Genomic DNA, 11,632 nt, shown 5'->3' with positions numbered 1-11,632 from the left:
CTTACCGGTATTAACTCACTAGGTGACTGCGGAGAACGCATGAGCTTTTCTGAACTTGGCCTGCACGCCGATTTATTACGCGCTGTTACAGCGCAAGGTTACACCGAGCCTACCCCGATACAACGACAGGCTATCCCCGTCGTACTAGAAGGTCGTGACATGCTGGCCAGCGCCCAAACCGGCACGGGTAAAACCGCTGGTTTTACGCTGCCAATGCTGCAACGTCTAAATACTGGCAAACGACCTACAAAGCGTCAGGTACGTGCACTGGTGCTAACCCCTACCCGTGAGCTTGCCGCTCAAGTAGGCGAAAGCGTGTCGACCTACGGTCAACATCTGGCACTGCGCTCCCACATTATTTTTGGTGGCGTTGGCCAGCAGCCTCAAATCGATGCCCTAAAAGCCGGTTTGGATGTACTTGTAGCTACCCCTGGCCGCCTGCTGGATCTTCACCAGCAGGGGCATGTGGATCTCTCCTGCGTTGAGATTTTAGTGCTTGATGAAGCTGACCGTATGCTGGATATGGGCTTCATTCACGACATTAAGCGCCTGCTGCGCCTGGTGCCTAAAAAGCGCCAAAACCTGCTGTTCTCGGCGACATTCTCTAACGAGATCCAAACCCTGGCACAACAGTTGCTGGATAACCCGGCGATGATTGAGGTAGCGCCACGGAATGCCACAGCCGACAAAATTGAGCAGGCCATTTACCGTGTCGACCGCGAGAAGAAGCGCGAACTGCTGGCTCACTTAATTCAACAGAACGGCTGGTTCCAGGTTCTGGTATTTACGCGCACCAAACATGGCGCTAACCGCCTTGCAGAGCAGCTCTCCAAGCAGGACATCCCTTCCATGGCTATCCATGGCAATAAAAGCCAGGGAGCTCGCACTCGCGCGCTAACGGCATTTAAGAGCGGCGACCTGCAGGTACTCGTGGCCACCGATATCGCTGCTCGCGGCCTGGATATCAATGAGTTGCCCCACGTCGTCAATTTTGACCTACCCAACGTGGCGGAAGATTATGTCCACCGCATTGGCCGCACCGGCCGTGCGGGCAGCAATGGCGAAGCCGTTTCGTTGGTGTGTGTCGATGAAGATGCCCTGCTGGGCAATATTGAGCGGCTAATCAAGCAGAAGCTAACAAAGCACATTGAACCTGGCTTTGAGCCCGACCCCAGTATCAAACCTGAGCCCATCGAGAATGGTCGACGCAACCAACGTCAGCCTCGCGCCAAACGCAAGCCCGAAGGCCAGAGTGCCAATACCGGCGGCGAGCGTAAACGCCGCGCGCGGCGCTAGCTCAGAGCGCAGGAATATGCGAAGGTGTCGCCTTTGCATATTCCAAGCCGCTGTTTCCAGCAGCTATTTTAGCCAATACTTTTCACGGAGTGATTATGGCGTCTTCTCAACTGATGGCCGAGTATCGCCAATGGCTGACGTTCCAACGTCAAGAGCAGCTCAGCCGCGAACATCAAGGGATCGTGCAGCGTTTAGAGGACGCCCGTGCGTCAGCTAATCAGGTGCTTCAAGCCTACCGCAGTATGGCTGAAAAGGCCTCGATCGAAGGGGCCTGCTACCGCACGATTTTCTTGCGCCAACGGGATGACAACCACGCCCTCCCCTGCGAAGGCTGGCTTTTTGTACGCCGAGTACTGAGCGAAGGCAATAGCACCCGCGTACGTGTCACCCTGCTTGAAACTTTTACCCTTGAAGATGGCATCATGGCGCCGGGCGATAAACCTGCTCGCAAGCTTACTTTAGAAATATTTGACCAGTTGAATATGGATAAAGGCATGCGCACAAACGTCAGGGTCGACTGCCTGGATACTCCCCAGGATTACCACTTCATTACGCTACTCGATGCCGTTCGCGGAGACTTGCGTCCCCACCTCAAGTAAGCACTAGCATGGCAACGCGTCGCTCGGTTACGTTTATTTTGCTGATGGTCGTGGTGGGGCTTAATTTACGCCCCGCCATGTCTTCGGTTGCCCCACTGCTTACTCGCCTGCAAGAAAGCGCGGGGCTTTCCGCTACCGCTGCGGGGTTACTCACCACGCTCCCCGTGCTGTTTTTAGGCCTCTCCGCCCCGCTTGCCCCTGCCCTGGCTAGACGTATAGGCAGTGAACGGGCGCTAAGTTCGGCACTGGCACTACTGGCTGCGGGGTTGGTTTTACGTGGTTTACCTTTCCCCGGTGGGCTCTTTATTGGCTCGGCGATGGCAGGCTGTGCGATCGGCATTGGCGGCACCCTGCTACCGGCCCTGGTTAAGCGTGAACTTCCCGATAGTGCCGACCTGCTTACCGGTTTATACACCATGGCACTCTGCTTAGGTGGCGCCTTAGGGGCTGGATTTAGCGTCCCATTAACGCAACTGCTCGGCAGTTGGCAGGCGAGTTTGATGAGCTGGTCACTGCTGGCGCTGTTCGCACTGGTGCTTTGGCACTTCCAAATGCCCCGAACCACAATGGCCAACACGCCGACAGCGCCCAAAAGCGGTATTTTACGGCTTCTTAAGCAACCGCTTACCTGGCACGTCATGCTGTTCATGGGCATTCAGTCGTCCATGGCGTACATCGTATTTGGCTGGCTGCCTACTCTGCTGGTTGATCGCGGTTATAACGAGGCCGATGCGGGCTGGACAATGGCGGTTTCTATTATGTGCCAGCTAGCCTCCGCGCTAGGCGCCCCCTGGCTTGCACGTATGGGGCGTGACCAGCGTCCCGCGCTATTGGCTGTGCTGCTTAGCACCGCCATTGGCCTATGGATGCTACTTATTGCGCCATTAGTGTGGCAATGGCCAGGCGCCGCTTTACTGGGTATCGGTCAAGGTGGCAGCTTTAGCCTGGCACTGAGCCTACTCGTCTTACGCACGGCCAACTCCCGCCTTGCCGGTCAGCTTTCTGGGCTGGTTCAGGGCGGTGGTTATACACTGGCAGCACTTGGGCCTTTTGGTGTGGGAGTTATGCTGCAAACAGGCGCCAACACATCACAAATCGCTTGGTTATTGATTATTCTGATCACGGTTTGTTGTGGCTTTGCGCTACTGGCGGGCCGTAATCAGCGTCTAGATGACCAGAGCGGCGAACTTTTGATACAGCGCGTAAGACCCACTTAGCAGGTTTCGCACAAAGCCCCAGGAGATGGCGATGATCCCTCACTCCCCTCTTGCCAGCAGCGTTCCCGCCCAAGAGCGAATATTAGTCATTTACACCGGCGGCACCATCGGTATGCAACAGCATGCTGAAGGGCTTGCGCCTAGCGGTGACTTTGCCACTCGCATGGCAAAGGCCCTGAGCCAGCTACCGCTTGCCCAACAGCAATCCCTTCCACCTTATAAGGTCGTCAGCTACACCACGTTGATTGACTCAAGTGCGGCCACTCCTCTCACTTGGCAACAGCTCGCCCACGACATTAACGACCAGCTAACGGCCTTCGCCGGTTTCGTGATTATTCATGGCACTGACACACTCAGTTGGACCGCTGCCAGCCTTGCCTATCAACTCCAGGGGCTAGATCGGCCAGTAGTCGTCACGGGCTCGATGTTGCCACTAGAATCGCCCGACAGCGATGCCTTGCACAATTTGCACGGCGCGCTGCAGTTCGCTGACAAGCCTGAGCTCCAAGAAGTGGCGATTTACTTTGCAGGGCAATTGCTGCGGGGTGCCCGCGCCATTAAGCAGCACAGCGAAGCAGCCAACGCCTTCGCAAGCCCTAACTACCCACTGCTCGGCGAGCGGGTAGGCGACGATTTCGTTTATTACCCCAGCCGTGGGCTTGGCCTGCAGCAGCGTGGCGCGCCACGTTTCGAGCTCCCCGACTACCGCCTGGTCAATCAGGGAGAGATCGTGCGCATCGCTCTTTGGCCGGGCGTAGCAGCCTGGCAGCTGGATGCTTGGTTGAGTGATTCACGGGTAAAAGGGGCGTTACTTCAGCTCTGGGGCGCGGGCAACCTCCCCGACGATCCCCACTTGCTTAACGTACTTGCCAGAGCCACCGGCGAAGGCAAACTGCTTGCCGCCATTAGCCAGTGCCCGCAGGGCAGTGTCCACCTGGGTGCTTATGCGGCAGGTCACGGCCTGAGCGATGCAGGCGTTGTGGCAGGCGATGATATGACGCCGGAGGCGGCGTTCACCAAGCTAGCCCATTTACTGGCCCAGCCACTCGCGTTAGAAGATCAACGACAGCGCTTTTTAACACCACTGGTTGGCGAACGTTGATCAAACAAAGGCTTTTGTGTGCTGGCGCAGACTGAGAATCAAGCTATGTTATAGGGAGCATTCTAACCGTTTGAAGGAGCAACAGATTATGGAAAAGCCGGTACACCATTTCAGCGAACTATTCGAGCAGTTGGGATTGGCATCTGATGCAGCTTCAATCGAGCGCTTTATCCAGCGCAACGCCCCACTTCCGGAAACGATGCCATTGTCTGAAGCTCCCTGCTGGAACGAGGGCCAGGCAGAATTTCTGAAAGAAGCCGTAGATGAAGATGCCGACTGGGCAGAGGTCGTTGACCACCTTGACGCCTCAATGCATAAACCACAATAAGTCGGTGGCCTGATCACCAATGCGCTGCTAAGCGGCGCTACTGATTTAAACGTGCCTCAACGCGCTCAAGAATTTGTCGGCTGACTTTGCCGACTAGTGGCTTGGCCGCTTTGTTGACGGCTTTCTCCATTAAGCGGTTGCGAATTTCATAGCTCAACGTTAATGCCACTTCGGTACCTTCTGGCACCTCGCGAAGGCGATAACGTCCCTGGTTCTTCACACCATCCAAGGACTCCCAGGCAAGCACATAAGGCGGCTGAACCTCGGTAACCATGACATCAAACGCCCAGTCCATGCCCACGGCACGTACGTGCCAGCGGTAACGGTTTTCGCCCAGCGTTTCTATTGAGCGAATCAGATCCGAGTAATCGGCAAAATCCTCGACACGACGCAATAGTTCAAACACTCGTTCGGGCGGAGCGTTAATGATTTCACTATGTTCAATAGTTGCCATTGGTTCGCCTCTAACGACATGGATGGATAGCGTAGCATGTTGATATTCATGCTGCCCCGCCTACGCACTTTTTTTACTTCAATCAGGTACATGGTCAGCACTAGAACTGGTCAGACTAACGTCTATTGCGTAAACTGCCGCCCTTCCGGACCGGACCCCGGAACGCCGCGTCAGCTAAACGCTGCTCGCGATTAATAAATTCTCCGACAAAGAGTGTTTTCTCATGTCATCAATACCCCCAGTGGCGGCTGATACAGCCACCACAACCGTCGTTATCTATTCCGGTGGAATGGACTCTTTTACCGTGCTTCATCGCGCGCTGCGAGAAGGGCTTAGCGTACACGCGCTTTCGTTTGACTATGGTCAGCGGCATGCTCGCGAACTCGACACTGCACGCCAAGTGTGCGCCTCGCTGGGGCTACCCCATCAAGTAGTCGATATTCGCGCCATACACGGCCTGATTGATAATTCGGCGCTCACCAATCCAGACCAAGCAATGCCCAAGGGCGACTATGATGCGGACAACCTGCGCGCTACCGTCGTACCCAATCGCAATATGATCTTGCTCTCCCTGGCGATTGCCAAGGCTGTGAACATTGGCGCAGAACGAGTCGACTACGGCGCCCATGGCGGCGACCACATTCTCTACCCCGACTGCCGCCCCGAATTCGTCGAGGCAATGAACCATGTCGCGGGCATCGCCAACTTCGAGCCAGTGAAGCTACACGCCCCTTATCTCAAAGTAAGCAAGGCCGACATACTGCGTGAAGGCCTGGCAATGGGATTGGATTACCGCCATACCTGGACCTGCTACGAAGGCCGTGAACTTGCCTGCGGCGTATGCGGCAGCTGCCGCGAGCGGCTGGACGCCTTTGCCGCCAACGGTGTTACCGATCCATTGGCTTACAGCGTAGACAGCGCAGTAGGTCAGCGCTGATGTATCAGGTCAAAGAAGCCTTTTACACCCTCCAGGGGGAAGGTGCCCAAGCGGGCAGAGCGAGCGTTTTCTGTCGTTTCAGCGGCTGCAATCTGTGGTCGGGCCGTGAAATTGATCGGGCGACGGCTAAATGCACCTTTTGCGATACTGACTTTATTGGCACTAACGGCACCAATGGCGGCAAGTTTGCCACTGCCACCGCCCTCGCTGAACACATTGCCGGACTCTGGCCCAGCCAACTCGGTGACGCCAAGTCGCACGCGACGCCCTATGTGGTGTTTACCGGCGGCGAGCCACTGCTGCAGCTTGACACAGCGCTGATTGCCACACTGCATAGCCATGGGTTTGAGGTGGCCGTCGAGACCAACGGTACGCTGGCTCCGCCACCAGGTATTGACTGGCTATGTGTCAGCCCTAAGGGTAGCAATCCGCTAGCCATTACCCAAGGCGACGAGTTAAAGCTTGTCTACCCTCAGGTGGACGCTCCCCCGGAGCAGTTTTCAGGCCTAGGGTTTCGCCACTTCTTTCTACAGCCGATGGATCTTGCCCCTCTCAATCAGGATAAGACCACCGTTGCTGAAGCGACCGCCTACTGCATGGCTAACCCCCAGTGGCGCCTATCGCTACAAATGCACAAATTAGCAGGCTTTGATTAATGTCCCTATTCGTAAACCAACTGACCCATATTGACGTTTCCCTTTGGTGTTCCGAGCGCGGCTTAGTGGGCTGTAGCTGGCAGGTGGACGCAGTGCTGGATGGCGAGCTGGGTGAAGATGGCATGCTGTTCGATTTTGGGGAAGTCAAACCGTGGATCAAACGCACGCTAGACAGCGGCCTCGATCATACTCTGCTGGTACCTACTCAGGCGCCTGGGGTCACGGTGACGGAGTGCCCCGAAGGTGTGTGCGTGCGAACCACCACGCCCTATCCGATGGAAGTGCGCGGCCCCAAGGAGGCGTTTAGCCTGCTGCCGTGGCAAACCATTGAGCTTGACACGGTCGCGGAGCACTTAAGTCAGCAGCTGACTGAAGAACGGCCTGAGAATGTCCATCAGGTTACCCTTACGCTTAGCGACGAGGCCATCGATGGCGCTGCCTATGGCTACTCGCACGGCCTGAAGCGCCATTTAGGCAACTGCCAGCGTATCGCTCACGGCCACCGTTCACGGCTACACATCTTTCAGCAAGAGCTGCGTCAACCTACGCTCGAACAACAGTGGGCCGCATGGCTGGAAAATCGCTACCTGCTTGAAGAGGCGGATATCACCTCACGGGATAACGATTTCCTTACCTGCGGCTATCGCGCCGCCCAAGGTGATTTCTCCATTACGCTGCCACAGTCGCTATGCGCAGTCCTCCCCGGCCCCACCACGGTAGAAAATATCGCCGCCTGGCTGGCAAAAGAGGTTGCCACGCAAAGCGGCGTAACCACGCGTATCCAGGCCTTTGAGGGCATCAACAAGGGCGCGATTGCCGTATGTTCACCTAGTCCAAGTGCTAGGCTATGAGTGAAGGGTGTCGTGCGGGGTGTGGCGCCTGCTGCATCGCGCCTTCAATTAGCTCAGCTATTCCCGGCATGCCTGAGGGCAAGCCGGCGGGCGTTCGCTGCGTGCAGTTAGACGAGGATAACCTGTGCCGTTTGTTCGGGGATCCGAGCCGCCCCAGGGTCTGCGAGCGGTTTAACTTTGACGCTAGTGTGTGCGGCGAGAACCGGGAAGAGGCGCTCGCCACGTTGACGTGGCTGGAGCAGGACACCCGTTAAAGAGCACCCTGCTTTAGCTTATCAACCTTCAGCGCCTACCGGCCGAGGCAAACGGCGATCCAACAAGCTGATCCAACGGGTTAGCACCGGCGCATCGCTGTGGCTAACTTCGCTCAATAGCTGCCTAAAACTCTCTTTCGCCTGCTGGTCGTTGGGCTCAATACGCGTCAGCCATAGTTCAAGGGCCGCTAGCTCCTGGTGGCGATTGCCGTGCTCGCGGGACTGGTTTATCGCCATCTCAGCCAATGCCTTGACTTCATTGACGGGGTGTCCAAGCAGATCACGCACTTTAGCCAGTTGGGTGGCTAATTCGGGCAAAAATAGCGTGGTACGCTCACGGGCAATCACCAAGCACTGATCGAGGTACTCCTCTGCGGCATTTAACTCGCCTAGTTCAATGCAGGCATCCGAGTACCACAGCACCGGCCGCTGGTAGCGGTCACGGCCGTTCAGCTCCACCATCTGATCCAGGCTATCGCGTAACTGAGTCAACCCGGTAGTATCACCTGCCAGAGCTCGTTGCCAACCAAGAATACACTGGCTGGAGATTTGCCACAGCTGTAAATCGGGCGTTCCGGTCATTGCCGCCGCCCGCTCCGCATGCCGCGCGGCCAAATGGACGTGGCCCAGCTGACGATAGAGCGCAGCGGCAAATAGCAGCGCCAGCGCCAAGGTACCGGGGTGGGCAATCTTCTCCGCCAGCCGAATAGCCGCCGACACTTGCCGCTCGGCACGCTGATAATCACCACGCAGGCAGAGCGCCCAGCCCTGAAAGCAGGCGGCCGAAACTTGCGGATGATCGGAGAACGGTAGCCACTCGATCATCATTTGCGCATTGAGCGGATCGATTTCATCTAAATGGTCGTGAGCCTGCTGAATGCGACCCGCCCAGTACTCGCAGTTAGCGCGGGCATAGTCGGCCAAACGACGATAGCGAGGGTCTTCAAGGCGTGAAGCGAGATCAGCGAGCGTCGACGCCAGTGCAAAGGCATCGGCATGAGCATAGCGCTGACTACGCCCCACCCAAAGCCCCCATTTGACTAGGAATATCTGCTCAAGATCTTCTGGATCCTCCAATCTATCGGTACCCGATTCGCGCAGCAGTTCCCTCGCACGCACAAAGCTTTCGTGAGCGGTAGGCGAGCCGTGACCCTCAAGCGAGAACGCCGCCTGACCGCGCACGGTGAGCAGACTTACTTCACGCTCAATCTCATGCTCGACGTGGCGCAAGCTCGCCAAACCGAAATCGGCCATGCGTAGCGCGGTTCGGTTGGCACTCACCTTGAGCGCTTCACGGGCGGCCAATTCGAAATAGCGTGCACCACGGGCATAATGACCGCTCCGGCGCAGGTGAGTGGCAAAATCGCCGGGGTGGCGACTAATCCAGACAGGGAAGCGCTCCTCTATTAGGGTCACTACCTGTTGGTGCAGCTTGACCCGCACATCCCGCGGGCAAGAAAGGTAGGCAGCTTCTTGCAGCAACTGGTGGCTAAACTGATATTCGTGCTCGCCGCTCTCTTTATCGACCGGCTCGACAATCTCCAGCGCCCGCATATGTTCGAGCGCCTGGTTAAGTCGCCCTTTTTCCCAGCCGCTACACTCCAGTAGGAAATCCAACCGGAAACGCTTACCCAGCACTGCCGCTACGTGGGCAATTTCGCGGTCACCCTCAAGCTGATCAATACGGCTTGCCAGCAGCCCTAACAATCCTTTGGGCAGTTCATCGAACTGGACACTACGCCCTTCGCGACGATCCATATCCAGACGCCGACAAATTTCCTGCATATAGAGCGGCACGCCATCGCAGCGCTCAATAATCTGGTTACGTAACCGTGGGCTCAAATGAATGCGGTAGCGCCGTGACAGCTGTGACAATAGCCGTGAAGACTGCTGCGGATCCAGATTCCCCAAACTAATCTGTTGATCCCAATGCAGCTTCACCGGCAGCAGTTCTCGGCCGTGGTGGCTAGCCACCAACATGAAGGCGGTATTGATAGGTAAACGTGCCTGAAGCCCCGCGAGCACTTTAAACGACGGCTCATCAAGCCACTGTAAATCATCGACCATCAGCACCAGGGTATGAGTGGTCGCCTGGCGCTCGATTAAGCGGTGCAGCAACATCACCACCAATTCAACGGCTTCACCGCTTTGGGCAAGCTGGGTGATCTCCTGAACTTCGTGCACCCCAAGCGCCTCTTCCAACAGGTGCTGACGCTCGGGCGTGAGCTGGTCAAACTCAAGCGTTGCCTGTAGCTCGTGAATCGCCTCGATAGTCAGCGGTTGCTTGAGATACCAGCCCACCAGAGTCCGGGCAACGCCGTAGGGATCTAGCACCGACAGCCTCGTGGTGGGCTGCCAGCAAATTGCCGCATCGCGACTAAGTTCTAACTGGCGGAAACCGACCATCAGCGCCGATTTGCCCATGCCAGATGCCCCGCGAACTAACACGCTTTGACGCAAACCTATACCTGCCCGCGCCAACGCGTCGCGCAGCGTACGCAGCGAGGTTTCACGCCCGACCAGGCTAGGCGGCAGTGCATCGCGACCGCCTTCGTTTAGGCCCAGCACTAAAGCGCGCAGTCGAACGCGACCATCGCTAGCCACCAAACGCGATACCAAGCGTGGCTGTAGATCAAGCGCGGGCGGCATGTGCTGACTGGCTTCTTGTGAGATCACTAGCTCACTGCCTTCAGCTGCGCTCATTAGCTCCAGCGAGGTTTGGGTGACTTGCCCCAGCGGGTCCGCCAATTGCCGCTCGGGCAAGTAGACGACTTGCCCACTGTGCAAACCAGCAGCTAACTCAAATTGCGGCACTTCGCCTTCGCCAGACCAGTGGCGAGCACTCTCCTGGGGAAGCGCCTGACGGCAGTGCTCATAGAGCGCCACTAACTCAGCCAGTTGGTGAGCAGGCCCATGGGTACCGAAACACGCCAGCCCCAAGCCACCAGTGGCGCCAGGCAGCCAGAAGCCGCCCAAGTGATGGCACTGCTGCTCTAGCCATCGCAACAGCTCTAACTGCAGAGTGAGGCAATGTCGGGTCGCGGCTCGGTCTTGCCACTCCCCTTTCAGGCGCAGCCGGATAGCCATCACGGAAAGTTGGCGCAGCTCAATCTCATCTTCACGCAGCGGTTTACTGTCTGCCGCCAGCGCGCGGGAAAACGCGCCCTGGGGACTCATCATCCGGGGGTCATGGTGGCCGTCAGACCAGTAGCTTGCCAACTGTAAGAAGCTAGGTTCAGGCTGCTGGCCTGACAACGCCAGTAGCTGCAAGTAGCTATTATACTGCTCGTGCGCGGCGGCCATTTGATTCTGTTCAGCCAGTTGGCGAACCAAGCGCTCATGAAACGGGCCATAGCCGGAAAAGCGACTGACCAGTGTTTCCAGGATCAGGTCAGGCACATCGGTATGTGCTTCGAGTACTTGTTCAGCAAAACGAATGACGCGCTGGCGCCACTCATTCCGCACCTGGACTAACCAGCGCTGAAACTCACTACAGGTGGCCAATTGAAGTTCTTCAATCAGGTCACCTTGGTAACAGGTCATCAGTGCTTCCAGGGTATCCAAGTCGCGCGGCCCTTCAAGCAGTTGTTGCAGTGTATGCAGGTCGACTTTCCAATTGGCCGGAAGCTGGAAGGCAATCGTTTGCCGTGAGACGCTTAATACTTGGTCGGCGCTCTCCCCCAACGACTGGCGTAAGCAGTGCAGCGCGTGACGCAGGTTAGTTCTGCCTGAGGATAACCCTTGGTCAGGCCACAGCAGTTCCGCCAGCGCGGCGCGGTTAACCGGCTGACGATGCAGCAGCAGATAAACGAGCAGCGCCTTCACTTTGTCATAGCTAAAGTGGGTTAATACGTCTTCGCCCTGGGTAAGCGAAAAGTGACCAAAGAGAGTTAACTGGTCTGTCTCACGAGCATCGCGCATGATAAACATCCTGCCGG

The 11,632-nt window shown here is 56.9% G+C and carries 11 protein-coding genes; 9 read left to right on the top strand and 2 right to left on the bottom strand.

What is annotated here, in order from left to right; genetic code table 11:
* Positions 1 to 39: 39 nt before the first annotated feature.
* The 5 genes from HZS52_RS15965 to HZS52_RS15945 all read left to right on the top strand — a co-directional run bounded on the left by HZS52_RS15965 (position 40) and on the right by HZS52_RS15945 (position 4,542).
* Positions 40 to 1,296 (top strand): DEAD/DEAH box helicase, encoded by a 1,257-nt coding sequence (locus tag HZS52_RS15965; RefSeq protein ID WP_009286911.1) that lies wholly within the window; start codon positions 40 to 42, stop codon positions 1,294 to 1,296.
* Positions 1,297 to 1,391: 95 nt separating this feature from the next.
* Positions 1,392 to 1,895, top strand: a complete 504-nt coding sequence (locus tag HZS52_RS15960) for a hypothetical protein (RefSeq protein WP_027957443.1) — start codon at positions 1,392 to 1,394, stop codon at positions 1,893 to 1,895.
* An 8-nt stretch (positions 1,896 to 1,903) separates the two neighbouring features.
* Positions 1,904 to 3,112 (top strand): CynX/NimT family MFS transporter, encoded by a 1,209-nt coding sequence (locus tag HZS52_RS15955; protein ID WP_039859021.1) that lies wholly within the window; start codon positions 1,904 to 1,906, stop codon positions 3,110 to 3,112.
* Positions 3,113 to 3,137: 25 nt separating this feature from the next.
* Positions 3,138 to 4,214, top strand: coding sequence for an asparaginase (locus HZS52_RS15950; protein WP_190373151.1), 1,077 nt, complete (start codon positions 3,138 to 3,140; stop codon positions 4,212 to 4,214).
* A gap of 88 nt (positions 4,215 to 4,302) precedes the next feature.
* Complete coding sequence (locus tag HZS52_RS15945) at positions 4,303 to 4,542, top strand: DUF2789 domain-containing protein (protein WP_022523268.1); 240 nt, start codon at positions 4,303 to 4,305, stop codon at positions 4,540 to 4,542.
* A 37-nt stretch (positions 4,543 to 4,579) separates the two neighbouring features.
* Here HZS52_RS15945 and HZS52_RS15940 read toward each other — a convergent pair whose 3' ends face one another.
* Entirely contained in the window at positions 4,580 to 4,996 is a 417-nt protein-coding gene (locus tag HZS52_RS15940) for an SRPBCC family protein (protein WP_022523267.1), read from the bottom strand.
* Between the two features lie 223 nt (positions 4,997 to 5,219).
* Here HZS52_RS15940 and queC point away from each other — a divergent pair, with 223 nt between their 5' ends.
* Genes queC through HZS52_RS15920 form a run of 4 tightly spaced genes read left to right on the top strand, consistent with a single transcriptional unit; the run spans position 5,220 to position 7,694 of the window.
* Positions 5,220 to 5,933 (top strand): 7-cyano-7-deazaguanine synthase QueC, encoded by a 714-nt coding sequence (gene queC / locus HZS52_RS15935; protein ID WP_190373150.1) that lies wholly within the window; start codon positions 5,220 to 5,222, stop codon positions 5,931 to 5,933.
* Positions 5,933 to 6,589, top strand: coding sequence for a 7-carboxy-7-deazaguanine synthase (gene queE / locus HZS52_RS15930; RefSeq protein WP_159176846.1), 657 nt, complete (start codon positions 5,933 to 5,935; stop codon positions 6,587 to 6,589). Before queC ends, queE begins: the two co-directional genes overlap by 1 nt.
* Positions 6,589 to 7,440 (top strand): 6-carboxytetrahydropterin synthase, encoded by an 852-nt coding sequence (locus HZS52_RS15925; RefSeq protein ID WP_159176847.1) that lies wholly within the window; start codon positions 6,589 to 6,591, stop codon positions 7,438 to 7,440. The genes queE and HZS52_RS15925 overlap by 1 nt, the downstream gene beginning before the upstream one ends.
* Positions 7,437 to 7,694, top strand: coding sequence for a YkgJ family cysteine cluster protein (locus HZS52_RS15920; protein ID WP_022523263.1), 258 nt, complete (start codon positions 7,437 to 7,439; stop codon positions 7,692 to 7,694). The genes HZS52_RS15925 and HZS52_RS15920 overlap by 4 nt, the downstream gene beginning before the upstream one ends.
* Positions 7,695 to 7,715: 21 nt before the next feature.
* Here the strand turns inward: HZS52_RS15920 and HZS52_RS15915 are convergent, their stop codons facing one another.
* Positions 7,716 to 11,615, bottom strand: a complete 3,900-nt coding sequence (locus HZS52_RS15915; RefSeq protein WP_190373149.1) for an ATP-binding protein — start codon at positions 11,613 to 11,615, stop codon at positions 7,716 to 7,718.
* Between the last annotated feature and the right edge of the window lie 17 nt (positions 11,616 to 11,632).

The organism is Vreelandella titanicae (genome assembly GCF_014697095.1).
Classification (GTDB): domain Bacteria; phylum Pseudomonadota; class Gammaproteobacteria; order Pseudomonadales; family Halomonadaceae; genus Vreelandella; species Vreelandella titanicae.
This window is presented reverse-complemented; position numbering and strand designations above follow the sequence as displayed.

Coding starts and splice junctions, on each gene's coding strand:
- HZS52_RS15940 (WP_022523267.1), bottom strand. CDS start 4,996: ATGGCAACTATTGAACATAGTGAAATCATTAACGCTCCGCCCGAACGA.
- queC (WP_190373150.1), top strand. CDS start 5,220: ATGTCATCAATACCCCCAGTGGCGGCTGATACAGCCACCACAACCGTC.
- queE (WP_159176846.1), top strand. CDS start 5,933: ATGTATCAGGTCAAAGAAGCCTTTTACACCCTCCAGGGGGAAGGTGCC.
- HZS52_RS15920 (WP_022523263.1), top strand. CDS start 7,437: ATGAGTGAAGGGTGTCGTGCGGGGTGTGGCGCCTGCTGCATCGCGCCT.
- HZS52_RS15945 (WP_022523268.1), top strand. CDS start 4,303: ATGGAAAAGCCGGTACACCATTTCAGCGAACTATTCGAGCAGTTGGGA.
- HZS52_RS15950 (WP_190373151.1), top strand. CDS start 3,138: ATGGCGATGATCCCTCACTCCCCTCTTGCCAGCAGCGTTCCCGCCCAA.
- HZS52_RS15965 (WP_009286911.1), top strand. CDS start 40: ATGAGCTTTTCTGAACTTGGCCTGCACGCCGATTTATTACGCGCTGTT.
- HZS52_RS15925 (WP_159176847.1), top strand. CDS start 6,589: ATGTCCCTATTCGTAAACCAACTGACCCATATTGACGTTTCCCTTTGG.
- HZS52_RS15955 (WP_039859021.1), top strand. CDS start 1,904: ATGGCAACGCGTCGCTCGGTTACGTTTATTTTGCTGATGGTCGTGGTG.
- HZS52_RS15915 (WP_190373149.1), bottom strand. CDS start 11,615: ATGCGCGATGCTCGTGAGACAGACCAGTTAACTCTCTTTGGTCACTTT.
- HZS52_RS15960 (WP_027957443.1), top strand. CDS start 1,392: ATGGCGTCTTCTCAACTGATGGCCGAGTATCGCCAATGGCTGACGTTC.